Genomic DNA, 24,823 nt, shown 5'->3' on the forward strand with positions numbered 1-24,823 from the left:
AGTGGAACGTGCGCAGCGGCAACCGGAGACCGCCGGGGCTGACGGCCCCGCCGCACCTGACGAGCCGACCGGACGCACCCTGGAACTCCTGGTCCACGGCGTCGGCGGCACCACGCCCGAGAAGATGCTGGACGCCCCGCGCACGGTGCGGATCACCGGCGACGACACCGCGGCCGTCTTCCGGCGCGCGGAGGACGTCGACGCCGAGAGCCGCCCGGACGAGGAGAGCGAGCCCCGTGGCACGCCGGTGCCCGAGGCGTACGTCTGGTGCAACCTCACCTCCGGCAACGGCGCCCGCGCCCTGTGGCTGTTGCTGCTGCCGTTCATGGTCGTCAACCTCGCCCACTGGATGCGCCCCGCCGCCCCCGGCCGCCCGCGCGCCGTGAGCCTGTACGGATTGCTGGTGCGGCTGGCGGGGCTGACCCTGACGGTGCTGCTCGTCGCCGCCGCCTGCGAGGTCGCCCTCGACCTCACGGCCTGGCAGTGCGCGGGCACGCACGCGTGTGCCGCACGGCACTCCTGGCTGGGCTTCCTGTCGCCCGAGGCCGGCGGCTGGTGGAGCACGCCCGGCCGCCGCCTCGCCCTGGCCGCCCTGGTGCCCGCCGCGCTCACCGGCCTGCTGTGGTACCTGGCGCACCGCACCTGGAGCGCCTACGAGTCCCAGCAGCCGATCTCCCGCGACCCGGAGCCCGAGGACGGCACCGGCAACGGATCCCTGAGCCGTCCCGGCTTCTGGTACGGGCGCCGACTGGTGGCCAGGCTGCGCGCCGCGCACACCGCCGCAGGCCTGCTGACGGTCGCCGCGACGATCGCCGTGCCCACGGCGGCCCTCGACCGCGGCCCCGGCGGTTCCCAGGCCCTCGACACGGTGGGCCGGCTCCTGCTCACCGTCCTGCTCGTGTGGTCCGCCGCCGTCGTCTGGGTCGTCTGCCGTCGCGGCCGCACCGAGCACCTGCTCGACCGGCAGCTGGACCGCCACCTCGTCCGGCGGCTGCCGCTCGGCGCCCTCCTGCTGCTCCTGCTCACCGCCGTGTACGCCGGATGGTCGCGCCCGGGCTGGCAGTCCACCGGCCGGCTGGCGGGCGACACCGCCTTCGGCGGCATCGCGCTGGGCCAAGGCCTCCTGGTCGTCGCCCTCGCCGCCGTCGCCCACGCGCTGTACCGCACCCGCCCCGACCCGCGAGCCGCGCTGCGGGGCCTGGGCGGACCCGCGGTCGCGACGCTGGCCTGCGCGCTCGGCGGCGTGATGTCCGGCGGGGTCTGCCAGCGCGTGGCCGACTGGCTGGACGGCACCGGCGCCTCGATCCCGGGCCCGCCGGTCCTGCTCACCTGGCAGGCCTCCGTCATCCCGCCGCTGCTCGTCGTGCTGCTGGCGCTCTGTGCCCGGCCGGCCCGGCGCGCCCGGCGGCTCGCGCGCGCCGAGCGTTTCGCGGTGGAACGCGACCACCCCGGCGAGCCGGCCGACCCCGAGCGCACCCGGCGGATCGCCCGCACCCGGGCGACGGCCACCCTCACCGACGACGGCCCCCTCCTGGTCGGCACCACCTCCGCCGTCACCCTCCTCCTGGGCGCCGGCGCACTCGTCGGCGCCCTCGGCACCGACCGGACACCTGCCGGGGCCGCGGCGGGAACCCACCCCGTCCTGCACGGTGCGGCCCAGACCGCGCAGGCACTGGGCTCCTGGCTCATCGGACTGGGCTTCATACTCTTCATCACCTGGGGCCGACGCGCCTACAAGGACGCCTCCGCCCGGCGCACCATCGGCATCCTGTGGGACGTCGGCACCTTCTGGCCGCGGGCCGCCCACCCCTTCGCCCCGCCCTGCTACGCCGAACGCGCCGTGCCCGACCTCACCTGGCGGATGGCGACCTGGACCCGGGCTACCGGCGGACGGCTGGTGCTGTCCGGGCACTCCCAGGGCAGTGTGCTGGCCGCCGCCGCGGCCTGGCAGCTCACCCCGCCGGTCCGCAAGCGGGTCGCCCTGCTGACCTACGGATCCCCGCTGGAACGGCTCTACGGACGCTGGTTCCCTGCCCACTTCGGCCCGGCCGCGCTCGGCGCCCTGCACCGGGACGTCGACTGCTGGCGCAACCTGTACCGGCTCACCGACCCCATCGGCGGCCCGGTCCGGCTGCCCGGCGACTGCGGCCCCGAGGTGGACCGCGCCCCGCTCAAGGACCCGCTCGCCTACGGCCGCACCGCACGCCATCCGCTGCCCGCCCCGATCCTCGGCCACTCCGACTACCAGGCGGACCCGGCCTTCGACGAGGAACGCCGCCGGCTGCTGGCGCGGCTGCGCCCGGACCTGCCGTCGCCCCGGCACGGGCGGCCCGACGCACCCGCCTCGGAAGCGGACACCGGTCCGGAGCCGCCGAGCGGGCCCGGCTCTCAGGGCAGCGTGGGCAGGTCCTCGGCGTAGAGCAGCGTCAGATCGTCCGTGCTCGGCTCGGCGAGCTGCGCGACCCGGCCGGCGTGCCGCTCCACCATCGCCTCGAAGGTCTGCCGCGCCGTGCGGCCGTTGCCGAACGCGGGACCCTTGGGGACCGCGGTGAAGTACGCCAGCAGAGCCTCGGTCGTGTCCGGAGCCAGCCGGTACTCGTGCTCCTCCGCCTGCTGCTCCACGATCCGCAGCAGTTCGTCGGGGCCGTAGTCGCTGAAGGTGATGGTGCGGGAGAAGCGGGAGGCCACACCCGGGTTGACGGACAGGAAGCGTTCCATCTCCGCCGTGTAGCCGGCGACGATCACCACTACCGCGTCCCGTTGGTCCTCCATCAGCTTCACCAGCGTGTCGATGGCCTCCTTGCCGAAGTCGCGCCCGGCGTCCTCCGGGGAGAGCGCGTACGCCTCGTCGATGAACAGCACTCCGCCGCGGGCCCGTTCGAAGGCCTCCTGGGTGCGGATCGCGGTGGATCCGATGTGCTCGCCGACCAGGTCGACGCGGGACACCTCCACGAGGTGGCCCTTCTCCAGGACACCGAGGGAGGCCAGGATCTCGCCGTACAGCCGGGCGACCGTGGTCTTGCCGGTGCCGGGGGAGCCGGTGAAGACCAGATGCCGCTTGACCGAGGCGGCCTTCAGCCCGGCCTGCTGACGGCGCCGGCCCACCTCGATCATGTCGGTCAGGGCGCGCACCTCCCGCTTGACGCTGTCCAGGCCGACCAGCGTGTCGAGTTCGCCGAGGACGTCCTTCGCGGTCCGCGCGGGCACCTCCGGCTCACCGGCGGTCACCAGCGGCTCCTGCTCGGTGGTGCGCTGCCCGGGGATCGCGCCCAGCAGGCCGGTGGACGGGGGCGTGGTCTGCACGGCCGCCTCCCGGGCCACGAGCGGGCGCACGCCGCCGCTCTCGTCGCTGGTGCAGTCCTCGACCACGGGGCCCGACCCGGCCCCGGTGTCCGGCCCGCCGTCCGCGAACTCGTAACCCCCGCGGGCGCACCGCTCCGTACGGCACTTCCTGAGCGTCGTACGGCAGCCGTCGATCACATGGAAGCCGTAGCCGCCGCTGCCCGTCACCCGGCAGCCCAGGAAGCTGCCGCGGCCCCCGGCGGAGACGTAGAAACCGGCCTCGGCGGGGGAGGTGACCGTGCACCGCTCGATGGTGGGGTCGGCGCCCTTGGTGACGATCACGCCGGTCTGGGTGTCGTCCACGGTGCAGTTGTTGAGCGTGCCGCCGCTGCCGTGGTCGCGGAACCAGGCGCCCGTGGCCGCGTCCTTGATCCGGCAGTCGTCGAGCTGCGCGGTGGCGCCGTCGCTCACCGAAACCGCCGTGTTGCGCACCTGGGAGAGATCGCTGTCGACGACGTCCGCGCGGGAGCCGCGGTCCAGCACGAACAGCGCGTCGGGCACGTCGTGCACCCGGCAGGAGTCGAGCACCGCGGTGGCGCCGTCGCTGACCCACACCGCGGGGTAGTCGCCGGTGCTGTCGAAGATCTCGCACTGGTTGGCGTCCACACGCGTGCCCGGATCCCACACCGACAGGCCGTTGCGCCCGAACTGACGCACCGTCGTCCTCGTCAGCGTCAGCACAGAGCGGGAACGCAGGTCCACCGCGTTCTCCGGGATGTCGTGGATGCGGCAGTCGGCCAGCGTCAGCACGGCGTCGGTGTCGAGCGTGACACCGTCCGCGGCGGTGCGGTGCACATCGCAGTCGGTGAGGTGCGCGGTGGCCCGGCCGGTGATCTGTACACCGCTGCCCCGGACCTCGTAGACCTCGCAACCCACCGCCTCCAGGGCGGAGTTGTCGCCTGTCGCCGTCAGGCCCGCGCCGGAGGCGTGGTGGATGCGGCAGTTCTCCAGCCGGGGGTGGGCGCCACCGCGGACCGCCACGCCCGACTGCCCGGCCGCGACGACCTCGCACTCCTCGAACACCCCACCGCCGCCGTCGAGTACGGCGATGCCGACACCGGCCGGGTTGTCGACCGTGCAGCGCCGCACGGTGGGCCGGGCGCCGCCGCGCACCTCGATGCCGGCCGCGGACCGGGTCACGATCCGCACGTCCTTGAGTTCCGGCGCACCCTCTTCGACCAACAGGGCGGGCGCGGCGGAGTCCTGGCCCTCGACGTGCAGGTCCTGGACGACCGCGGAGGCACGCACGGTCAGGGGCACCCCCTCCGTGGGGGCGATGCGCACCGAGCCCGGGGCGCCCTCGGGGCCGCGCAGGGTCACCGCCCGCTGTACGACGAGGTTCTCCCGGTAGGTGCCCGGGGCGACGGTGAGCACGTCACCGTCGGCCGCGGCCTCCAGGGCGGCGGCGAGCGATGTGTACTCACCCGTGCGGCGCCGCCACCGCGATGTGCCGGTGTGCGTCACCTGGACCGTGCCCTGTGCCATGGCGTTGCTGTGCCCCCACCTCGTCGTACGCGGGTTGGTTGATGCCGAGTGCATCGGCCGGTCCACCGTAGCGTGCGCGCGGACGCTCGGTTGACCGGATCTCTTGAGCGCAAGCCCCGTTCTTCAGGATGGGGTTAGCTCATCCTTGGTGCGGAGCCGCGTAGCGGCGGTGTTCTCTGCGTTGTCAGTGGCGCGCGCTATGTTGATCGCACCAGTTGAAGGGGGGTGTTGTCATGCTGTCCGGTCGCCGCTACCTGCTCCACCTCTCGCCCGAACAAGAGGAGATGTGTGAGGAGTTCGGTGCTATCTGCCGGTCGGTGTGGAACACAGCCCTGGAGCAGCGTCGGGAATACCGGCGGCGCGGGGCGTGGATGAACTACGTGCCGCAGTGCGCAGAGCTGGCCGACGCCAAGCGTGAGCACCCGTGGTTGAAGGCGGCACCGTCGCACGCATTGCAGCAGACGCTCAAGGATCTGGACCGGGCCTGCCGGGATCATGGCACGTTCAAGGTGCGGTGGCGGTCGAAGGCACGTTGGTCGCCGTCGTTCCGGTTCCCCGACGCCAGGCAGATCAGGGTGGAGCGGCTGGGGCGCAAGTGGGGCCGGGCCAAGCTGCCGAAGCTGGGCTGGGTCCGCTTCCGCTGGTCCCGCCCCCTCGGTGGTGAGATCCGTTCCGCGACCGTGTCCCGCAAGGGAGGCCGGTGGTTTGTGTCGTTCCTCGTGGACGACCAGGCCGCCGCTCCCGAGCAGCACGCCATGCCCGGTACCGCCGTGGGCATCGACCGGGGGGTTAAGACCGCCGTCGTCACCTCGGACGGCGACTTCCACGGCCGGCCGTTCATCACCGCCGGCGAGATCGTCCGGTACCGGCGTCTGCAACAGCGCCTCGCCCGGTCCAAGCGCGGCAGCGCGAACCGGCACAAGACGATCACGGCCATGGGCCGCATCATGTCCCGGGTGTCGGACCGGCGTGGGGACTTCTGCGCGCAGAGGGCCGCCCGGATCGTCGCGAAGAACGCCCTGGTGGTTCTCGAAGACCTGCGGATCAAGAACATGTCCGCCGGCGGGTTTGGCACTGTGGCCGAGCCCGGCCGGAACGTCCGCCAGAAGACCGGGCTCAACCGGGCCATCCTGGACAAGGGGTGGCACCGCCTCGAACTCGCCCTTACCAATGCCGCCCGCTACACGGGCACGCGCGTGGTGAAAGTCAACCCCGCGTACACGTCGCAGCGGTGCTCCGCCTGCGGTTTCGTCACGGAAGGGAACCGCGAGAGTCAAGCGGTCTTCCGGTGCAAAGCCCCAGGCTGTGGACACCGCGACCATGCCGACGTGAACGCCGCGAAGAACATCAAGGCCGCAGGACATGCGGTCTCAGCCTGTGGAGACCTTGGCACCAGCCGGTCCGTGAAGCAGGAACCCGTAAGCCGGGCGACCGGCCGAACCCCCTCATAGGGCAATCCCCGAGCTTGAGCCCGGGGAGGAAGTCAACAGAGCCCAAAGGCCGTCAGCTGCCGGTGCCGGTACGGCCCCAGTCCGGGCCCGCGCGGTCCCAGGCCTGGTCCCAGCGCGCGTACCGCCGGCGGACCAGGCGCCAGACGATCAGCCGGCGTATCCCCTCCACCAGGCCCGCGGCCAGCATGCCCGCGCCGCAACCGGCCAGCACCGCATGGGTCGTGGCCGTCGTGGAGTCCAGGGGGCGGGTCACGGTGCGGCCGTGCCCGTCCGTCCACAGCGTGAAGTGGTCGCCGGGGTGGGGGGACCCCAGGCCCGTCGTGACCGGGCCGTGCTGCCGGGTGCCGTCCGGGGCCGTCCAGTCGGCGAGGACGCGGCTGCGCAGCTCCCGTCCCGTGGTGATCTCGGGGTCGGGGTCCGGCCGGTTCAGTATCCGCACTACCGTGGCCGCCACCGGGTGGCGGGACTGGCGCTGCTCGCGCACGGACTGCTGAAGGGCGTCCTGGGCGAGGGAACCGGCGAGGGAGCCGATCACGGGGGCGGCGACCAGGACGAGCAGCAGCGCCGCCAGGGCCACCCAGGCCTCGACGAGATCGGTCCTGCGCCGCAGCGGGTTGTGCCGCCAGCGCCAGAGTCCGCTGATCGCTCGCACGGTTACCGAACCCCCCTTCCCCTCCGTGATAACCCCGGCCGGGGCAGTTCGCCCCCTCGCCGGCCGAAGAGAGAGGGAAATCACCTCGGGCCGGGCATTCTCACGAACTCCTCACGAAAGCCCAACGACCGGTCCGCGCTCCGGGGTTCCCGGCCCGTGGCCGGGCGTCATTCGAGGACGGTGACCGGGTCGCCGAGCCGGATGGTGCCGGTGCACTCGGGCACCAGGTTCTGGCCGAAGACCAGTTCGCCCCCGAAGCGGCGGTGGCGGCCGAGGGTGCGCAGCGGTTCCTTGCCGCGCGTTCCGGTGGCCTGGTCGGTGGTGGTCACCACGCACCGTCCGCACATCTTGGCGACCCGGAAGGTGACTTCCCCGATGGCGATGCGCGACCAGTCGTCCTCGGCCCAGGCGGTGGTGCCGGCCACCACGACGTTGGGCCGGAAGCGGTTCATGGGCAGCGGGCCCTCGCCGACGTGATCCCCCTCGGCGATCAGGGAGTTGAGGGAGGCGAGTGAGGAGAGCGTGGTGAGCAGCAGCGGGAAGGCGTCGGCGAAGCTCACCGTCTCGCCAGGCAGGGCGTAGGCCGGGTCGACGGGCCGGCGTGTGGCGGGGTCGTCCAGGTGGACCAGGCGGACGTCGTCCCCGGTGAGGCCGCTGCACCAGGCGTGGGCGGCCGCGTCCGCCGGGACGGCCTCCACCTTCTCGCCGAAGATCTCCACGGTCACCGTGTCGCCCGGCGCGGGGACGGAGACGGTGACCGGGGCGCGTCCGGGCGCGGAAAGGCGGAGGCCGCCGCCGGGCTCGGGTTCGGCGGCGGCCAACGCGAGGTGCGGCTGCTGGCGTTGTGTGACGACCTTTCCCCCGTCGTCGATCAGCGCCCAGCGCCGGTCCCCGTCCAGCCCCCAGGGCTGGACGACAGCCTCCGCGAGCGGGACGGCTCGCAGCGCCTTGACCGGGTGGATGTGCAGCGCGTGCAGTTCCGCGTTCCCCATGGCCTCATCCTGCCAGGCGGCACGGATAGCCGGGGAGCGGACGGCACCGGAGCGGATCAGTAACCGCGGTACTGCTGGTTGCCGTACGGGTCCTGGTAGGGCGCCGGGGCAGGCCGGGGAGTGGCGGGACGCATGGCCTCGTAGCCGGTGCCGCCCTGCATCGGGCGTGGTGGCTGCGGCTGCTGCGGGCCGGGATACCCGCGCGGCGCGGAGGCCTGTTGCGGGATGTAGGCCGTGGGCGCCGGCTGCGGGGGGACGGGCTGCGGCGCCTGTGGGTAGCCGTAGGAGGGCTGGGGCGGGGCCGCCGGGAGGGCGGGCAGCGCCGAGGGCAGCGCGGGCAGGTTGCTGCCGGTGCTCATCGGGCCGCCCCCGGTCAGGTGGCTGCCCGTGTCGTACGGCGCCGGAACACGGATGGGGGCGATCTGCGGGGTTCCTCGCTCGGCCACGAGCGAGTCGTAGATCGGGGTGTCCGGGAAGGAGGCGGAGTAGTAGCCGCCGCCATAACTGGAGCGGGGGGAGGTCATGGCCATAAGTAAAGCCCACGATGTGCTGGTTGGGGAGACCGATAAGAGGGTTGTTTTCCGTGTCGGCGGTGACGTGAAGTCCCCAATATGAGCGAACTTGGCTAAAAAGGGGCATCGAGCGAGGCTCGGATGCTGTATAGGCGGATCTTCAGGCCGGGTTACCGGCGGTCGGCCAGGCGTGTTCCGGTGCTTCTCGTGGGAGTTCGGTGTCGTCGGGCTTAGGTTGGTCGGGTAGCGAGCCGACGGGCCGCCGGAGCCACGGCTTGTCCGACATGTGATGGGGGCGAAAGATGTCCATGCCGAAGGGGTCCAACACGCCGGTGCCCGCCACCGCCCTGCGCGTCGAGGTGGGCTGGCGCCCCGGTCCGGGCGTCCCCGACGCTGACGTCTCGGCGCTGCTGCTGGTGGGGGGAAAGGTGCGCTCCGACGCGGACTTCGTCTTCTACAACCAGCCGGCCCATCCCTCCGGCGCGGTCCGGTACGAGGGCAAGGACACCCTCGGCGGCCAGGTGACCGACACCCTGCTCGTCGACCTCGCGCGCGTGGAGCCCTCGATCGAGAAGGTGGTGCTCGCCGCCTCCGCGGACGGCGGCACCTTCGGACAGGTGCCCGGCCTCTACATCGAGGTCCGGGACGCCGCTCGGGGCACGGTGGCCGCGCGGTTCGACAGCGCCGGCGCGAGCGTCGAGACGGCGTTCGTGCTCGGCGAGTTCTACCGCCGTCAGGGCGCCTGGAAGTTCCGGGCCGTCGGCCAGGGCTACGGCAGCGGACTCGCGGGCCTGGCCACGGACTTCGGCATCACCGTGGACGAGCCGCAGCACACGCCGCCCCCGGCGCCGGCCCCGCGGGCACCCGCCATGGCGCCGCCGCCACCCGCGCCGGCCCCCTTCCCGGCCACGCCCCCGCCGCCGGTCGGACCGCCGGTTCCCCTTCCGCCGCCGGTCACGCCCCCGGTCACCATGCCTCAGCCCGGCACGTCCGCGACCCCGTTCGGCACACCCGCACCCGCCACGCCCACGCAAGCACCCGCCACGTCCACGCCCGCCGCGGCCCCGGTCCGCCTGAGCAAGGTGACGCTCACCAAGGCGGCCCCCTCGGTGTCGCTGACCAAGCAGGGCGGAACCACGGGCGCCATGCGCGTGAACCTCAACTGGGAGATGCGCAAACAGTTCTCCGGCTGGGGCAGCAAGCGCGGCCGTGCGGTGGCCATGCACAGAGACCTCGACCTCGACCTCTGCGCCCTCTACGAGCTGTCGGACGGCCGCAAGGGCGTCGTCCAGGCCCTCGGCAACGCCTTCGGCGCGCTGCACCAGCCGCCGTACATCCACCTCGACGGCGACGACCGCACCGGCGCCGTCGCCGACGGCGAGAACCTCACCATCAACCTCGACCACAGCGGCGACTTCCGCCGCATCCTCGTCTTCGTGACCATCTACGAAGGCGCCCGCTCCTTCGCCGACCTGCACGCCACGGTCACCCTCCAGCCGCAGCACGGCGCCCCCGTCGACTTCTCCCTCGACGAGTGCACGGTGCCCTCGACGGTGTGCGCACTCGCCCTGATCACCAACACCGGCGGCGACCTCGTGGTCCAGCGGGAGGCCCGCTATCTGGTGCCCGAACGCGGGGTGAGCCCGCAGCGCACCATCGACCGCGCCTACGGCTGGGGCATGAACTGGACCCCCGGCCGCAAGTGAACGCTCACCCGCTCACCGTTCCTAGAGACTGAGCGGGAGTGAGTCCTGGTGCCAGGGCTCGTGCTCAGCCGTGTGTCCCGAACGGTTGTGGGCACACTGGTCGCCCGCTTTCGCTCCGCGTCCGGCGCCGGCGGATCGTGTCCGTGGTCCGGGGATGCGGGGGCGGGGTCCCTCACGCCCCGGGCTGCCCGGTGCGGCCTGGACGGTCCGATGCCCCACACGATCGCTCCGGTCGTGTGGGGGCGGTGCCGTCCGTCGCCGGATCGGGCATCCCAGGGCGCGTCGTCCGATCGCCACGGCGGCAGCGTCGTGCCGCGTGGGCTTGCGCGCCTTGGTGGTCAGCGGTTTCTGCCAGTGCTGGGCGCCCCAGCGGCTGGTGTAGGCCGGGTCGACGGCGACGACGGTGACGCCCAGCTCGGCCGCCATCGACACCAGCCGTGCCCGCAGCCTGGCGGTCGGCATCCCGGAGATGAGCTTGCGGAACCGTTTGCGGCGTCCGTGTTTCTCCCGGGTCTTGTCCGCTGTGAAGTCCAGGTCCTCGATTGCGAGGGCCAGGCCGTGCCGCGCCGTCCAGTGCAGCAGACGGGTCAGGGCATGGCGCACCTGTGCGTCGCGGTGCTGTGCGCTGCCGGTCAGCCGGTAGTCGAAGCGGTGGGGCTCGCCGACGGGGTTGCCGTGCTCATCCAGGCGCCAGGCGGCCAGGTGGTCGGCGTTCATGTCCACCCCGGCCAGCCCACCCGCACGAGCAGTCTCCAACGGCACGGTTCGCACAGGCGGGTTCTGCCAGCAGGCGGTCACGTACCAGCGGTTTCGGCCGGTGTCGTAGTGGATGCGGTAGGCCACCGCACGGTTCACGGCGATGCGGTCGGCCCACTGCTCGGCCCGGTGGTGGAAGTGAACACGGCCGGCGAGCACGTACCGGCTGTGCGGCGCGTTCGCCAGCCCGGCCAGGGCAGCCGGAAGCTTGATGCTCACCTCACCGCCGGGTGTGATGCGGATCGTCTCGTTGCCGTACCGCTTGCCGGACTCGCCATCGGCCTGCAGGAACCACCGCTCGGCCTCCCATCGCAGCCGCCACTGCGCCTCGGTCAGCCCGGCGGCTTCGAGGTGGTGCCGGGTGTGGAGCAGCTTCTTGCCGCCGCGCACCACCCGCACCCGTCCGGCCTCCCAGTCGGCCCGTACCTGCTCCAGCCGGTCCTGAAGCACGTGCAGCCGCCGGGACTTGGCGAACCACTCCCGCCGGGAGCGGTAACCGCCCGGCACTCCCTTGTTGCCCTTGGCCCCGACGGGCTGAGCGAGCCGGTGCGTGATCGTCTCGACGCCTGCCTGCAGGCTGTGGAGGTGGGCGAGCTGCCCGCGCCGGGCCAGCGCCCACTGGTCATGCGCGGACCTGGTGATGCTGCCAGCCCACCGCGAAGACGACTGCCCGGTCAACGCCCGCTTCCGCCGCGCCCACTGCTCACCGTCGTGAGCCGACCCCGCCGCGCAGCGCGCCTTCAGGTCGCAGGAGGCCAGCGAGCCGAGCAGAGCGCCGACCTGGCGCAGGACCGTCTCGTCCTGCACGGTCAAACCCTTGAGACCGGAACGGATCGCCACCCCGGACGGGCCGGGCACCACGAACGGCGCCGCCACCTCACGCAGCCCACCCATCGCCCACCCCCGCCCGAAGCCGAAGAACCCCTCACCGCCCCCAACGACCACTCCCGGCCGAAGGTCACGCATTCGAAACCAGAACTCCCGGTCGCCTCCAAAGACCGCGCGCCTTCACGCACGCCATGCTCACTCATACGCACCAGAACACGCCCAGCCACAGTCAAACGCCAGCAGTTCACAACCCCTCGTCGGGCACGGCGTCCGGACGCGCGTACGTGCGGCCCTTCCAGGCCGCACCGCGGCCCCGGTAGTGCTGCACCGCCGAGTCGACCGTCATCAGCAGATAGAGGAACGCGGTGAACGGCAGCAGGGGAGCGAGCCACAGAGGCTGCCGGTAGTAGCGGAGCATCGGGACGTACGTCGCCGCCATCACCAGCCAGGCCGAACCACCGGCGAGCGCCGCCCCCGCGTCGCCCGCCGCCAGGCCCACGGCCAGCGCCACCGGCGGCACCAGGTACACCAGCGCCAGCCCGGCGACCGTGCCGAGCAGCAGCAGTGGGTTGTGGCGCAGTTGCGCGTAGGCGCTGCGCGAGACCATCCGCCACAGGTCGCGCAGTCGCGGATAGGGGCGCACGCTGTCCACCTGCTCGGCGAGCCCTAGCCAGATGTGGCCGCCGCCGGCCTTGACGGCCCGGGCGAGGGCGACGTCGTCGATCACCGTCTGCCGGATCGCGTCCGGGATCTGCGCCCGCTCGGCGGCCTCGGCGCGCAGCAGCACGCAGCCGCCCGCGGCCGCCGCTGTCCGCGCCCTGCGGCGGCTGATTCGGCGGAAGGGGTACAGCTGCGCGAAGAAGTAGACGAAGGCTGGTACGACGAGTCGCTCCCACCGGCTTTCAACGCGCAGGCGGGCCATTTGCGAGACGACGTCGAAGCCCCCGGTGCGTGCCGCCGCCACCAGATGGCGCAGGCTGTCCGGGGCATGGGCGATGTCGGCGTCCGTCAGCAGCAGGTAGGCGGGTTTACGCGCGCGTGCCAGGCCGATGCCGTGGCGTACCGCCCACAGCTTGCCCGTCCAGCCGGTGGGCGGCTCACCCGGTGAGGCAACGGTCAGCGGCAGCCCGCCGTGTCGCCGTGCCAGTTCGCGGGCCAGCTCCCCGGTGCCGTCGCGGCTGCCGTCGTCGATCAGGAAGACCTCCGCCCGGCCCGGATAGTCCTGGGCGAGTAGGGAGGGGAGGCTCTCTGGCAGGACGCTGGCCTCGTCCCGTGCGGGGACGACGGCGCACACCGACGGCCAGTCGTCCGGGGCCGGGTCCTCGTGGGGTGGAAGTCTGACGTCCGTACGCCAGAAGAAGCCCTGGCAGAGCAGCAGCCACAGCCAGGCGGCGAGTGATCCGACGGCACTCCACTCGATCACGCTCACCTGCGCAGTCTGCCCCACCCGGGCGGCCGGTTCGAGGGGATCGACTATCGTGGCCGGGTGAAGATCGCGCTCATGGACTCCGGGATCGGGTTGCTGGCGGCCACTGCCGCGGTACGGCGGCTGCGTCCCGACGCAGATCTCGTGCTCTCTTTGGACCCTGCGGGCATGCCGTGGGGCCGACGCACGACGGAGGACCTCATCGAGCGTGCCCTGGCCGTTGCCGAGGCCGCCGCCGCGTACGGCCCGGACGCCCTGATCGTCGGCTGCAACACCGCGACCGTGCACGCGCTCACCGCCTTGCGGGCCGCCCTGGAACCGGACCTGCCGGTCATCGGTACGGTGCCGGCGATCAAACCGGCTGCGGCCGGCGGCGGGCCCGTCGCCATCTGGGCGACGCCCGCCACCACTGGCAGCCTCTACCAGCGGAACCTCATCCGTGACTTCGCCGACGGCGTGCCGGTTGCCGAGGTGCCGTGCTGGGGCCTTGCCGAGGCAGTGGAGCACGCGGATCAGACGGCGATCGACGAGGCTGTTGCCGCGGCCGCCGTGCTCACCCCCGCGGACGTGACGACCGTCGTCCTGGGCTGCACTCACTACGAGCTGGTCGCCGACCGTATCCGGGCCGCGGTCGGGCAGCCGGACGGCCCGCCGCCGGTCCTGCGCGGCTCGGCGGGCGCTGTCGCCGCTCAGGCGCTGCGCCGGATCGGCGCCCGGCCCGAACCGGAGAGCGCGGCCGAGGGCGGCGTGACCGTGCTGCTGAACGGACGGGAGGGCGTCCTGCCCGCCCCGGCCCTGGCCTACGCGGAAGGGCGTCTCCTCCAGCAGGTGGCCCCGGCCCGCTGAGCCGGGCCGGCCACCCGGCGCGTCCCGTCCGGGTGCGGCCGCCCGGTCCCGTCACCGTGTGCTACGCGCTACCCGCGCAGCGAAACCTGAGTAACCTCATGGGTATGAGGGACGACCCCCATCCCGAGAACAGTTCCCATCCCGAGGTGTGGACCGGACGGGCCACCAACCGGATGCAGTGGCTGCTGGCGCTGGCCGGCGCCGCCTGCATGGCATTGGGCATCGAGCTGGCCGTCGACTCCGCCTGGACCTCCGGTGTCGCCCCGCTGGTGATGTCCGTCGTGGGCTGCATTGCGGCCGGTTTGCTGGTCCTCTTCGGCACCCTCGCCTTCGTGCACGTCGCCGTACGGGTCGACCATGAGTCCCTGGAGGTGCGCTGCGGGCACATCGGTTTGCCGCGCCGCCGCATCCCGCTCGCCCATGTCGCGGGCGCCGAGTTCGCGCCCCACGTCACCCCGCGCCACTGGGGCGGCTGGGGCTACCGGTGGCGGCCCGAGAAGGGCACCGCGGTCGTCGTACGCCGCGGTGAGGGGGTCGTACTGCGCATGTGGGACGGCCATACGTTCACGATCACCATCGACAACGCCGAGACGGCGGTGCACGTGATCAGGGACCGCCTCCACCCGTCGGCCCGCGGCAAGGTCTGACCTGCCCGAGCGGCCTGGCCGGTCCCTCGAAGAGGGCCGGCCGTACACTCCCGGAGTGACCGTCACCGCAACTTCCGTCGACGAGTCGGACCGGCTTCGACCGCAGGCCGCGCCCGCGCCCTGGAGGGCGAGGCTCCTCCGGCTCGTGCCCGCCGCCGTAGCAGCCCTGTCGGGCGTCCTCCTCTACTTCAGCTTCCCCCCGCGCCCCCTGTGGTGGCTGGCCCTGCCCGCCTTCGCGGTCTTCGGCGGGCTGCTGCGCGGACGCACCTGGAAGGCGGCCCTCGGTCTCGGCTACCTCTTCGGCCTCGGATTCCTGCTGCCGCTGCTGGTGTGGACCGGTGTGGAGGTCGGCCCCGGTCCGTGGCTGGCGCTCGTCGCCGTGGAGGCGGTCTTCGTCGCGCTGGTGGGCGCGGGTGTCGCGGCGGTGTCCCGGCTGCCCGTCTGGCCGCTGTGGGCGGCGGCCGTGTGGATCGCCGGCGAGGCGGTACGCGCACGCGTGCCGTTCCACGGCTTCCCCTGGGGCAAGATCGCCTTCGGGCAGGCCGACGGCGTGTTCCTGCCGCTGGCCGCGGTGGGCGGCACCCCGGTGCTGGGCTTCGCGGTCGCCCTGTGCGGTTTCGGCCTGTGCGAGGCCGTGCGCCTGGCGGTGCGGGGGCGGCGCGAAGGAGCCGTACGGCGTCCGGCCGCGGCGGCGGCCCTGCTGAGCGTCGCCGTCCCGGTGGCGGGCGCGGTGGCCGCCCGGCCCCTGGTGAGCGACAAGGCCGAGGACGGCACCGCCACCGTCGCCCTCATCCAGGGCAACGTGCCCCGGGCGGGCCTGGAGTTCAACGCCCAGCGGCGCGCGGTCCTCGACCACCACGCGCGCGAGACGGAGCGGCTGGCCCAGGCGGTGAAGGCAGGCAAGGCCGACAAGCCGGACTTCGTGCTCTGGCCGGAGAACTCCTCCGACATCGACCCCTTCGTCAACCCCGACGCGCGTGCCGTCATCGGCATGGCCGTCAGGGCGGTCGGGGTGCCGGTCTCCGTCGGCGGCGTCGTGGAGCGGGACGGCGAACTGTTCAACGAGCAGATCCTGTGGGAGCCGGCCAAGGGACCCACTCAGACGTACGACAAACGGCAGATCCAGCCGTTCGGCGAGTACCTTCCGCTGCGCCCGCTGCTCGGGGCGATCAACAAGGACTGGACGTCGATGGTCCGGCAGGACTTCAGCCGGGGCGACAAGCCGGGCGTGTTCACCATCGACGGCACGAAGGTGGGCCTGGCCACCTGCTACGAGGCGGCCTTCGACTGGGCCGTGCGCGACACGGTCACAGCCGGCGCGCAGATGATCTCCGTACCGAGCAACAACGCGACCTTCGACCGCAGCGAGATGACCTACCAGCAGCTCGCCATGTCCCGGATCCGCGCGGTCGAGCACAGCCGTACCGTCACCGTCCCGGTGACCAGCGGTGTCAGCGCGATCATCATGCCCGACGGGCGGATCACGCAGAGGACCGGCATGTTCGTGCCCGGCTACCTGGTCCAGAAGGTGCCGCTGCGCTCGTCCGAGACGCCCGCCACCCGGCTGGGCACCCTGCCGGAGCTCGCCCTGGTACTGGTCGCGGCCGGCGGCCTCGGGTGGGCCGTCGGCGCCGGACTGCGCGGGCGACGCGCCCAGAACATGTAACCGTACGCCGGACGTACGCCCCCCGGATGCCCCTGACCGCGCCACGGTCCGGGGCATCCGGCCGGTTAAGGTCGGCTCCATGGCAACTCCCGACTTCATCCGTACCATCAGGACCTCGGCCGGCAAACAGCTGCTGTGGCTGCCCGGCGTCACCGCCATCGTCTTCGACGACGACGGCAGAGTGCTCCTGGGCCGCCGCTCCGACACCGGCGAATGGTCGGTGGTCGGCGGCATCCCGGAGCCGGGCGAGCAGCCGGCCGCCTGTGCCGTGCGGGAGGTCCACGAGGAGACCGCGGTGCACTGTGTCGCCGAGCGGGTGGTCCTGGTCCAGGCGCTGGACCCCGTCACCTACGGCAACGGCGACATCTGCCAGTACATGGACATCACCTTCCGGTGCCGTGCCGTGGGCGGCGAGGCACGTGTCAACGACGACGAGTCGCTGGAGGTGGGCTGGTTCGCGGTGGACGCGCTGCCGGACCTGGACGAGTTCGGTCTGTTCCGGATCAAGCAGGCCATGTCCGATGCACCCACGTGGTTCAACCCCACGGAATTGAACTGAAGTATGGGTCGTGCCCATATGTGGTGTGACGGACGGCCTGCCTAGGGTCACTCCATGACCTCGCCGCTCCCCGCTCCGCGCACCCCCTCGCTCGATCTCGGCGGCCGCACCGCGCTCGTCACCGGCGCCGCCGGAGGCATCGGCCGCGCCTGCGCGCTGCGGCTGGCCGCCGCCGGGGCGAGGGTCAGAGCCGTCGACCGGGACGCGCCGGGCCTGGAAGCGCTCGCCGAGCGGGCGGGCGCGCTCGCCGGCTTCCTCGAACCGCTGGTGCTCGACCTCACCGACCTCGACGCCGCCGAGCGGGCGGCCGCCGGTACCGATGTGCTCGTCAACAACGCCGGGCTGCAACTGGTGTGCCCCATCGAGGAGTTCCCGCCCGAGGTCTTCCACACCGTGCTCACCGTGATGCTGGAGGCGCCCTTCCGGCTGATCCGCGGCGCGCTGCCGCACATGTACGGCCGGCAGTGGGGCCGGATCGTCAACATCTCCTCCGTGCACGGCCTGCGCGCCTCCGCCTACAAGTCGGCCTACGTGGCCGCCAAGCACGGCCTGGAGGGGCTGTCCAAGACCACCGCCCTCGAAGGCGCCCCGCACGGCGTCACCTCCAACTGCGTCAACCCCGGCTATGTGCGCACCCCCCTGGTCGAGGCGCAGCTGGCCGACCAGGCGCGGGCCCACGGCATCTCCGAGGAGCGCGTGCTCTCCGAGGTGCTGCTCAAGGACAGCGCGGTCAAACGGCTGCTCGAACCCGAGGAGGTCGCCGAGGCCGTGGCGTACCTGTGCGGGCCGCAGGCCTCCTTCGTCACCGGCTCCTCGCTGGTCCTGGACGGCGGGTGGACCGCGCACTGACCGGCCCCCCGGTTCCTCTGCGCACCCCCGGGTTTTCCACAGGCTCCACGAGAGGACCGGACGATGGGTGATCCTGTGGGCATGTCCAGTGATCACGTGCAGTCCGCCCGGCGCCCCGCCGCCAGGACTCCGGCCGGCAGCGCCGAGACCCCCTTCCTCGAGCTGCTGGCCCGGGGCGCGCCCACCGCCGCCTTCGAACAGCCGGTGCTGCTCGCCCGTGCCGAGGGCCGGCCGGCCGAGTGGATCGACGCGCTCGAGCAGGCCAGACTGCTCGCCCTGCGCGTCCGCGCGGAACTGGAGGGCCGGCGGCGCCGCGAGGCGGAGCTTTCGGCGCTGTTCGAGACCGCCCACGACCTGGCCGGCCTGCGCGACCTGGACGCGGTGCTCCAGGCGATCGTGCAGCGCGCCCGCTCGCTGCTCGGCACGGACATCGCCTACCTCACCCTCAACGACCCCGCCCGCGGCGACACCTGCATGCGTGTCACCGAGGGCTCGGTGGCCGCCCGCTTCCAGCAACTGCGCCTGGGCATGGGGGAGGGGCTGGGAGGCCTGGTCGCGCAGACGGCCCGCCCCTACGTCACCGACGACTACTTCAAGGACCCCCGCTTCCAGCACACCGGAACCATCGACGCGGGTGTGCGGGACGAGGGCCTGGTCGCGATCCTCGGCGTGCCGCTCATGCTCGGACCACAGGTGATCGGCGTACTCTTCGCGGCCGACCGGCGGGCCCGTGTGTTCGAACGGGAGCAGATCGCCCTGCTCGGCTCCTTCGCGGCCCTCGCCGCGGCGGCCATCGACAGCGCCAACCTGCTCACCGAGACCCGCTCGGCGCTCGCCGGCCTGGAGCGGGCCAACGAGATCATCCGTGACCGCAGCGGCGTCATCGAGCGCGCCTCCGATGTCCACGACCGGCTCGCCGAACTCGTCCTGCGCGGCGGCGGAGTGCACGACGTCGCCGCCGCCGTCGCCCAAGTGCTCGACGGCGCCGTCGAGTTCACCGAGGCCGCCGCCGCACCCGCCGGCGCCTTGGAGGCATCCCGGGCCGAGGGACACGCGGTGCCGCACGGTCCGGACTGGATCGCCGCCGTCGCCGCGGGCGGTGAACTGCTCGGCGCGCTCGTGCTGCGCGGTCACCCCGGCCTCGACCCCGTCGACCAGCGCACGCTGGAGCGAGCCGCGATGGTCACCTCGCTGCTGCTGCTCGCCAGACGGTCGGCCGCCGAGGCCGAACAGCGCGTCCGCGGCGAACTCCTCGACGACCTCCTGGACGCCCGCGACCGCGATCCCCGCCTGCTGCGCGAGCGCGCCGCCCGGCTGCAGGCCGACCTCGACGCCACGCACGTCGTGCTCGCCGCCCGGCTCGACGCCCCGTCCGCCGACGCCGAGCAGGAGGCCGCCGCCCGCCACCGCCTGTGGTCGGCGGCGTTTCACCTGGCCGCCACCCGGCACGGACTGGCCGCCGCCCGCGACGGCGGCACGGTCCTGCTGCTGCCGCTGCGCCGCGGGGACAGCGCCACTCAACTGGCCCGCAGAACCGCCCGCCACCTCGGCACCGGGGTGCACGAGGCGGTCACCGTGGGCGCCTCCGCGCCCGTCGAGAACCTGGCCGCCCACCCCGAGACCGTAGCCGCCGCCTACGAGGAGGCGCGGCGCTGCCTCGACGCCCTGCGGCTGCTCGGCCGCACCGGCGACGGCGCCGCCGCCCAGGACTTCGGCTTCCTCGGCCTGCTGCTGGCCGGTGACCGGGACATCGGCGGCTTCGTCGACCGCACCGTCGGCCCGGTCGTCGCCTACGACGATCGGCGCGGCACGGAGCTCATACGCACCCTGGAGGCGTACTTCGCGTGCGGCATGAGCCCGGCCCGCACCAAGGACGCACTGCACGTCCATGTGAACACCGTGGCCCAGCGACTGGACCGCGTGGGCCGGCTGCTCGGCCGGGACTGGCAGACCCCGGCCCGCGCCCTGGAGATCCAACTCGCCATGCGTCTGCACCGCTTGTCGGTACCGGCGCAGAGCTGACCCCCGTACGCGAGCGGGCGTACGGGGGCCGGCCGGAACAGGGGGCGGGCGGGGATCAGACGCTACGCGCGCCGGCGGTGCGGGCGGCCGTGGGCCCGGCGTCCGCGGACGCCTCGACGTCGGCGAGGTCGCGGTGCCGGGTCTCCTTGGCCACTCCCACCGCGATCAGCGTCAGCACGGCCGCCGCGATCACGTACAGGACGATGGGGGTGGAGCTGCCGTAGGCGGACAGCAGGGCGGTGGCGATCAGCGGGGCGGGCGCGCCCGCGGCGACGGAGGCGAACTGGGCGCCGATGGAGGCGCCGGAGTAGCGCATGCGGGTCGCGAACATCTCGGCGAAGAAGGCCGCCTGCGGGGCGTACATGGCCCCGTGCAGTACCAGGCCCACGGTCACCGCGAGGACGAGTTGGCCGAAGCCGCCGGTGTCGATGAGCCAGAAGAACGGGAACATCCACAGGCCGACCCCGGCGGCACCCAGCAGGTACACCGGGCGGCGCCCGATCCGGTCCGACAGGGCACCCCAGGCCGGGATCACCGCGAAGTGCACCGCGGACGCGATCAGCACTGCGTTGAGCGCGGTCTGCTTGGAGACGCCGGCGGAGGTGGTGGCGTAGACGAGGATGAACGCGGTGATCACGTAGTAGCTGATGTTCTCCGCCATACGCGCCCCCATCGCCACCAGCACATCACGCCAGTGATGCCGCAGCACGGACACCAGCGGCAGCCTCTCGGTCCGGTCCTCGGCCGCCCGCGCCGCCCTGCGGCTCTCGGCCTGCGCCAACGCCTGCTGGAACACGGGCGATTCATCGACGGAGAGACGAATCCACAAACCGACGACGACGAGTACACCGGAAAGCAGGAACGGAATGCGCCATCCCCAGCTGCCGAAGGCGCTGTCGGAGAGCACCGCGGTCAGCAGCGACAGCACACCGGTGGCGAGCAACTGCCCCGCGGGCGCCCCGGTCTGCGGCCAGGAGGCCCAGAACCCGCGCCGCCGCGCGTCCCCGTGCTCCGACACCAGCAGCACGGCTCCGCCCCACTCACCGCCCAGCGCGAAGCCCTGGACCAGACGCAACACGGTGAGCAGCACCGGAGCCGCGCTGCCCACCGTCGCATGCGTGGGCAGCAACCCGATGGCGAAGGTGGCCCCACCCATCAGGAGCAGGCTCAGCACCAGCAGCTTCTTGCGCCCCAGCCGGTCACCGTAGTGCCCGAACACCAGCGCGCCCAGCGGCCGCGCCGCGAACCCGACCGCATACGTCAGGAACGACAGCAGCGTCCCCACCAGCGGATCCGAGTCCGGGAAGAACAGCTTGTTGAACACGAGCGCGGCAGCCGAGCCGTACAGGAAGAAGTCGTACCACTCGATGGTGGTGCCGATGAGACTGGCGGCGACGATGCGGCGGAGGTTCGCCGGGGGTGGGGGAGAGGTGGTCGGGGAGGCCATGTGCGCCACTTCCTCGTCTGCGGTGGGGACGGGTACGTGTCGGCACACGGTAGGAACATGCAGGTCAGGAGCACATGTGGCGAGCCAACATAGTCTGACGGCTGGCTATGCGTGCGGCCACCATGCCCGCCTGTGGAGCGGTGGTTCAGGGGCTCGAAGAGGGTTGAACCGGGGCGGTTCACACCCAGGCGCTGGCGCCGTACGCCCAGGCACTGCGGCTGCGGATGGCCACGGTCGTCGGCGGCATGTCGATTGGCGGCAGGTCGCCGAGCTGCGCCAGGGAACCGAGGTGGTCGTCCCCACCTCTGGACGCCTGCACGACCTGATCGAGCGCAACGCCTGCCGCCTGGGACGGGTAAGGACCACCGTGCTGGACGAGGCCGACCAGATGCGCGACTTGGGATTCCTGCCGCAGGTTGTCGACGTCCTCGACCAGGTGCACCTCGACGGTCAGCGGATGCTCTTCTCGGCCACTCTCGATCGCGACGTCGATCAGCTGGTCCGCCGCTACCTCCACGACCTCGTCGTCCACTCGGTCGACCCGTCCGCGGGCAAGATCACGACGATGGGGCACCACGTTCTGGTCGTCCACGGCCCTGACTGCTACGCCGTCACCACGGAGATCGCCGCCCGCGACGGCCGCGTACTGCTATTCCTCGACACCAAGCACGCCGTCGACCAGCTCACCCGGCATCTGCGAGCCAGCGGGGTGCACGCCGAGGCCCTGCACAGCGGCAAGTCACAGCCACAGCGCACACGGACCCTGGCGCAGTTCAAGAACGGCCAGATCACCGTTCTGGTGGCGACCAATGTCGCGGCCCGTGGCCTGCACGTCGACGACCTCGATCTCGTGGTCAACGTCGACCCGCCCACCGACCCCAAGGGCTATGTGCACCGGGCGGGCCGCACCGCCCGCGCCGGTGAGTCCGGCAGCGTGGTCATGCTCGTGCTGGCGGGCCAGCGCCGCGAGACGAGCCGAATGATGGCCGGGGCCGGCATCGAGCCGACCGTCACCAAGGTGCGCTCGGGCGAGGCGGAGCTGAGCCGGATCACCGGCGCCAAGGCTCCCTCCGGCACCCCGCTCGATGGCGGGCCCGCCGTCCCCCGACCCAAGAACACCAACGCTCCCTTCCGCGGCCTCGGTACCAGCAAGGACACCTCCCGCGGCGCCGGCAGCAAGTCCCGAAAGGCCGGCGAGGCCCGCAAGGCCGCCCTCGTGCGTCGCAACGGCTGAGAGCCGTTGCCCTGGCAGCGAATCTCCCGGCCACGGGATCGACAACCCTCGGCCCGGCCCGAAGCCCGTCCTGCGCCCCCACCTACGAAGCGAACGCCCTCGACCACGAGAGGGATACCCGCCGCAACCGAGCAGGATGATGTTGCCGGCGTCCCGCACTGCGCCCGGCATGACAAGCTGTGCTTGCCCACCCCCGAACCCAGGAGGTCACCATGACCGCAGAGCCCGTACCTACGGAAGGTTCGGAGTCGGCTGCCCCCGAGACGTCCCCTCTGGCGGACAGCGACGGCAACTACGACCTCAAGCGCAAGTTCCGCGAAGCCCTGGCGCGCAAGCGCGGTGCGCAGGCGGACGCCGCCGATGTTGCCGCCAACCCGGATGCGTCGAAGGTGCGTGCGGCGCACGGCCCGGCTGCGAGCCAGCGGTCGTTCAGGCGTAAGAGCGGCGGCTGAGTCGATCAGTCCCGCGATCTGGCCGCTCAATCAGCACTCTGAGCGCCACCCACTCGCGCGCCCCACTTCATGCCCCTGTGCGCGTTGCGGGTGAGGCGCGGCCAGCAGTCTCGCCTGTGGGAAGGGCCCGGCTGCGGTTGGCGCGGGTCGGTGGCGCCGCCGCGCTGGAATTCCGGCCAGGACGTCCGGCCGCCGACGTTGCACGGTGGCCAGGACGTAGCTGACGGCCCGGTGCGACGCCGACGCGTCCGGCCACCCCGCGTTACCACCGGAGCCGTCCGAATCACTGATCATTCCGGGACGAGGGCACTGCCTCGTCCGAGGGCACGCGGCCGGTGTCGCGCGCCCGCCGTGCCCGCTGTACCGCTGTGCAAATCGACGGCGGTTGTCCGGGCCTGACCGGATCTCTTGAGCGCAAGCCCCTGAAGATCGTCAGTGCCGAGGACTCCCCGCTGCGTGTCTTCTTCGGCCCCGTGCCCATGGAGATGGTGCACCAGCTCTGCAACGAGCAACTTGCGCGGCACCCTGTAGGTGGCTTTGGAGGCGACGTGCAGCACGGTGATCTCGTGGGCCAGGGCGTCATCGGCGGCCTTCCCCGCCGAGCGCGCCTTCTCGCCGGCCGGCCACGCGTAGAAGGAGGAGCATGCCACCCTCAGCAGCCGGCACAACAGAGCAACATTGTGGGTGGTCTTCTCCGCCTCGATGACCGGGTACACCTCGCTCATCGATCGCTCTGTTTCGCGAAGAAGAGCGCTGCTTTTCGCAGCACCTCGATCGTCTCCGCCTGCTCGGCGGCCGGCCTCCGCAGCCGTCGCATCTCTTCGCGCTCGGCCGTCGTCAGCTCTCCCGGCGCCCCCTGCCCGCGGTCGATCGTGTCCTGCTTGACCCAGTTCCGCAGTCCCTCGGCGCTGACCCCGATCCCCCGGGCCACCTCGGTCACGGTCTTCCCGGAGGAGCGAACGAGCGCGACCGCATCCCGTTTGAACTCCTCCGTGCGGTCGCTACCGGGCAAGGCGGGCGCTCACGGTCTTGCCGCCGGAGCCCGACAGTCCTGGTGCGCGGCGTGAACATTCCTGTGGTGACGCGGTGTTCGGGCGTGTAGCGTCTGCGTCAGCTGTCGTGGTTCGGAATTTCCCTTTGCCCACGCCTTGGTGTGGGCGTTTTGCTGTGCTGTGCCGCAGGAACCAGGGCGATCACCTCTGCCTTCCACATGGAGTGGGAGGCGTTCATCGACTGGAAGGCATGACTATGGCTACGGGAACCGTGAAGTGGTTCAACGCGGAGAAGGGTTTCGGCTTCATTGCCCAGGACGGGGGCGGTCCGGACGTCTTCGCGCACTACTCCGCAATCAACTCCTCAGGCTTTCGTGAGCTCCAGGAAGGCCAGATCGTGACGTTCGACGTCACCCAGGGCCAGAAGGGCCCGCAGGCCGAGAACATCAACCCGGCCTGACCTTGCAGCTCTGCCCGAGGGATGGCGCACTCCGCGTCCGGTGACTGCCGCGGCCCGTGCAGGCCGTCCTTTCGGCCGGACAAGGGGGTCCGCTCTTGTGCCGGTCGTCGACAGAATCTGCGGTGCACAGGATCGGGGCCGCGCAGCATAGCTGCGCGGCCCTGATCTGTTGAGGTGCGTCAGGGGGGCGCGACCTCGACCGGGCACTTCCTGAACCTGGCATCAAGCGCCGTTGCGGGCTCGGCCGCCTCACCCGTACGTGTCTCAGTTCGTCGGCGACCAGGGTTGCTCGCAAGGTGCAGCGGCACCGAGCCGGAAGAGCAGGGGTACGAGGCCGGGTTGCGCGTCACGTGCCGGCTCGGGCGCCGTATGCCCTGCACGCCTGCCTGGAGGAGTAGACGTTCAGGCGCTGGTCCAGGCGTCGAGGAAGGCTTTCCGTCCAGCCCGATAGTCCGACCTGCGGTCTGCATGCAGGACGTGCCAGGCGGTGAGCTCGAGA

20 protein-coding genes and 1 pseudogene are annotated in these 24,823 nt (G+C 72.3%); 12 read left to right on the plus strand and 9 right to left on the minus strand.

The genetic code is table 11. The features are described from left to right. Position 1: 1 nt before the first annotated feature. The gene (locus tag TNCT6_RS29630) at positions 2-2,419 is read left to right on the plus strand and encodes a hypothetical protein (protein ID WP_373996212.1); all 2,418 of its coding nucleotides are present in this window, start codon (positions 2-4) and stop codon (positions 2,417-2,419) included. Here the strand turns inward: TNCT6_RS29630 and TNCT6_RS29635 are convergent. Further along, positions 2,389-4,827 (minus strand): right-handed parallel beta-helix repeat-containing protein, encoded by a 2,439-nt coding sequence (locus TNCT6_RS29635; protein ID WP_172633087.1) that lies wholly within the window; start codon positions 4,825-4,827, stop codon positions 2,389-2,391. The two genes, TNCT6_RS29630 and TNCT6_RS29635, sit on opposite strands and share 31 nt — an antisense overlap. A gap of 233 nt (positions 4,828-5,060) precedes the next feature. Between TNCT6_RS29635 and TNCT6_RS29640 the strand changes: the two genes are divergently transcribed. Further along, a complete protein-coding gene (locus TNCT6_RS29640; RefSeq protein WP_141363874.1) occupies positions 5,061-6,278 on the plus strand; it encodes an RNA-guided endonuclease TnpB family protein in 1,218 nt (405 codons plus the stop codon). A gap of 52 nt (positions 6,279-6,330) precedes the next feature. Here TNCT6_RS29640 and TNCT6_RS29645 read toward each other — a convergent pair whose 3' ends face one another. From TNCT6_RS29645 to TNCT6_RS29655, 3 genes are all read right to left on the minus strand, one after another. Beyond that, entirely contained in the window at positions 6,331-6,930 is a 600-nt protein-coding gene (locus TNCT6_RS29645) for a hypothetical protein (RefSeq protein ID WP_141363876.1), read from the minus strand. A gap of 167 nt (positions 6,931-7,097) precedes the next feature. Next, complete coding sequence (locus TNCT6_RS29650) at positions 7,098-7,922, minus strand: MOSC domain-containing protein (protein WP_141363878.1); 825 nt, start codon at positions 7,920-7,922, stop codon at positions 7,098-7,100. 56 nt (positions 7,923-7,978) lie between these two features. Continuing rightward, positions 7,979-8,446 carry a DUF6643 family protein gene (locus tag TNCT6_RS29655; RefSeq protein WP_172633088.1) on the minus strand — a complete coding sequence of 156 codons (468 nt, stop codon included), beginning with the start codon at positions 8,444-8,446 and terminating at the stop codon, positions 7,979-7,981. A 296-nt stretch (positions 8,447-8,742) separates the two neighbouring features. Between TNCT6_RS29655 and TNCT6_RS29660 the strand changes: the two genes are divergently transcribed. Beyond that, a complete protein-coding gene (locus tag TNCT6_RS29660; RefSeq protein WP_141366916.1) occupies positions 8,743-10,140 on the plus strand; it encodes a TerD family protein in 1,398 nt (465 codons plus the stop codon). A gap of 21 nt (positions 10,141-10,161) precedes the next feature. On the opposite strand, the gene TNCT6_RS29665 is transcribed toward TNCT6_RS29660, so the two are convergent. Together TNCT6_RS29665 and TNCT6_RS29670 are read right to left on the minus strand one after the other, a co-directional pair. After that, positions 10,162-11,790: an IS200/IS605 family element transposase accessory protein TnpB gene (locus TNCT6_RS29665; protein WP_141363882.1), complete on the minus strand. Its 1,629-nt coding sequence runs from the start codon at positions 11,788-11,790 to the stop codon at positions 10,162-10,164. 178 nt (positions 11,791-11,968) lie between these two features. Next, positions 11,969-13,171, minus strand: coding sequence for a glycosyltransferase (locus TNCT6_RS29670; protein WP_141363884.1), 1,203 nt, complete (start codon positions 13,169-13,171; stop codon positions 11,969-11,971). Positions 13,172-13,210: 39 nt separating this feature from the next. Here TNCT6_RS29670 and TNCT6_RS29675 point away from each other — a divergent pair, with 39 nt between their 5' ends. From TNCT6_RS29675 to TNCT6_RS29700, 6 genes are all read left to right on the plus strand, one after another. Then, positions 13,211-13,996, plus strand: coding sequence for a glutamate racemase (locus tag TNCT6_RS29675; protein ID WP_141363886.1), 786 nt, complete (start codon positions 13,211-13,213; stop codon positions 13,994-13,996). 104 nt (positions 13,997-14,100) lie between these two features. Continuing rightward, positions 14,101-14,643, plus strand: coding sequence for a hypothetical protein (locus tag TNCT6_RS29680; RefSeq protein ID WP_141363888.1), 543 nt, complete (start codon positions 14,101-14,103; stop codon positions 14,641-14,643). A 55-nt stretch (positions 14,644-14,698) separates the two neighbouring features. Beyond that, positions 14,699-16,309, plus strand: a complete 1,611-nt coding sequence (gene lnt, locus TNCT6_RS29685) for an apolipoprotein N-acyltransferase (protein WP_141363890.1) — start codon at positions 14,699-14,701, stop codon at positions 16,307-16,309. A 79-nt stretch (positions 16,310-16,388) separates the two neighbouring features. Continuing rightward, positions 16,389-16,868, plus strand: coding sequence for an NUDIX domain-containing protein (locus TNCT6_RS29690; RefSeq protein WP_141363892.1), 480 nt, complete (start codon positions 16,389-16,391; stop codon positions 16,866-16,868). A 54-nt stretch (positions 16,869-16,922) separates the two neighbouring features. After that, positions 16,923-17,717 carry a 3-hydroxybutyrate dehydrogenase gene (locus TNCT6_RS29695; RefSeq protein ID WP_141363894.1) on the plus strand — a complete coding sequence of 265 codons (795 nt, stop codon included), beginning with the start codon at positions 16,923-16,925 and terminating at the stop codon, positions 17,715-17,717. 81 nt (positions 17,718-17,798) lie between these two features. Next, entirely contained in the window at positions 17,799-19,739 is a 1,941-nt protein-coding gene (locus TNCT6_RS29700; RefSeq protein WP_141363896.1) for a GAF domain-containing protein, read from the plus strand. 55 nt (positions 19,740-19,794) lie between these two features. On the opposite strand, the gene TNCT6_RS29705 is transcribed toward TNCT6_RS29700, so the two are convergent. After that, positions 19,795-21,186: an MFS transporter gene (locus tag TNCT6_RS29705; protein WP_141363898.1), complete on the minus strand. Its 1,392-nt coding sequence runs from the start codon at positions 21,184-21,186 to the stop codon at positions 19,795-19,797. Positions 21,187-21,368: 182 nt separating this feature from the next. Here TNCT6_RS29705 and TNCT6_RS29710 point away from each other — a divergent pair. Beyond that, positions 21,369-22,420, plus strand: a pseudogene (locus TNCT6_RS29710) (DEAD/DEAH box helicase); the annotation flags it as partial. A 212-nt stretch (positions 22,421-22,632) separates the two neighbouring features. Next, positions 22,633-22,872: a DUF5302 domain-containing protein gene (locus tag TNCT6_RS29715; protein WP_141363900.1), complete on the plus strand. Its 240-nt coding sequence runs from the start codon at positions 22,633-22,635 to the stop codon at positions 22,870-22,872. A 290-nt stretch (positions 22,873-23,162) separates the two neighbouring features. On the opposite strand, the gene TNCT6_RS29720 is transcribed toward TNCT6_RS29715, so the two are convergent. Both TNCT6_RS29720 and TNCT6_RS29725 read right to left on the minus strand, forming a co-directional pair. Then, positions 23,163-23,597, minus strand: a complete 435-nt coding sequence (locus tag TNCT6_RS29720; RefSeq protein WP_141363902.1) for a hypothetical protein — start codon at positions 23,595-23,597, stop codon at positions 23,163-23,165. After that, positions 23,594-23,884: a transposase gene (locus TNCT6_RS29725; protein WP_141363904.1), complete on the minus strand. Its 291-nt coding sequence runs from the start codon at positions 23,882-23,884 to the stop codon at positions 23,594-23,596. The genes TNCT6_RS29720 and TNCT6_RS29725 overlap by 4 nt, the downstream gene beginning before the upstream one ends. Before the next feature lie 236 nt (positions 23,885-24,120). Between TNCT6_RS29725 and TNCT6_RS29730 the strand changes: the two genes are divergently transcribed. After that, positions 24,121-24,324, plus strand: a complete 204-nt coding sequence (locus tag TNCT6_RS29730; protein WP_008734837.1) for a cold-shock protein — start codon at positions 24,121-24,123, stop codon at positions 24,322-24,324. The last annotated feature ends 499 nt before the right edge of the window (positions 24,325-24,823 follow it).

Source organism: Streptomyces sp. 6-11-2 (assembly GCF_006540305.1).
In the GTDB taxonomy this organism is placed as follows: Bacteria; Actinomycetota; Actinomycetes; order Streptomycetales; family Streptomycetaceae; genus Streptomyces.

Coding starts and splice junctions, on each gene's coding strand:
- TNCT6_RS29635 (WP_172633087.1), bottom strand. CDS start 4,827: ATGGCACAGGGCACGGTCCAGGTGACGCACACCGGCACATCGCGGTGG.
- TNCT6_RS29640 (WP_141363874.1), top strand. CDS start 5,061: ATGCTGTCCGGTCGCCGCTACCTGCTCCACCTCTCGCCCGAACAAGAG.
- TNCT6_RS29650 (WP_141363878.1), bottom strand. CDS start 7,922: ATGGGGAACGCGGAACTGCACGCGCTGCACATCCACCCGGTCAAGGCG.
- TNCT6_RS29655 (WP_172633088.1), bottom strand. CDS start 8,446: ATGACCTCCCCCCGCTCCAGTTATGGCGGCGGCTACTACTCCGCCTCC.
- TNCT6_RS29660 (WP_141366916.1), top strand. CDS start 8,743: ATGCCGAAGGGGTCCAACACGCCGGTGCCCGCCACCGCCCTGCGCGTC.
- TNCT6_RS29665 (WP_141363882.1), bottom strand. CDS start 11,790: ATGGGTGGGCTGCGTGAGGTGGCGGCGCCGTTCGTGGTGCCCGGCCCG.
- TNCT6_RS29680 (WP_141363888.1), top strand. CDS start 14,101: ATGAGGGACGACCCCCATCCCGAGAACAGTTCCCATCCCGAGGTGTGG.
- TNCT6_RS29690 (WP_141363892.1), top strand. CDS start 16,389: ATGGCAACTCCCGACTTCATCCGTACCATCAGGACCTCGGCCGGCAAA.
- TNCT6_RS29695 (WP_141363894.1), top strand. CDS start 16,923: ATGACCTCGCCGCTCCCCGCTCCGCGCACCCCCTCGCTCGATCTCGGC.
- TNCT6_RS29700 (WP_141363896.1), top strand. CDS start 17,799: ATGTCCAGTGATCACGTGCAGTCCGCCCGGCGCCCCGCCGCCAGGACT.
- TNCT6_RS29705 (WP_141363898.1), bottom strand. CDS start 21,186: ATGGCCTCCCCGACCACCTCTCCCCCACCCCCGGCGAACCTCCGCCGC.
- TNCT6_RS29715 (WP_141363900.1), top strand. CDS start 22,633: ATGACCGCAGAGCCCGTACCTACGGAAGGTTCGGAGTCGGCTGCCCCC.
- TNCT6_RS29720 (WP_141363902.1), bottom strand. CDS start 23,597: ATGAGCGAGGTGTACCCGGTCATCGAGGCGGAGAAGACCACCCACAAT.
- TNCT6_RS29730 (WP_008734837.1), top strand. CDS start 24,121: ATGGCTACGGGAACCGTGAAGTGGTTCAACGCGGAGAAGGGTTTCGGC.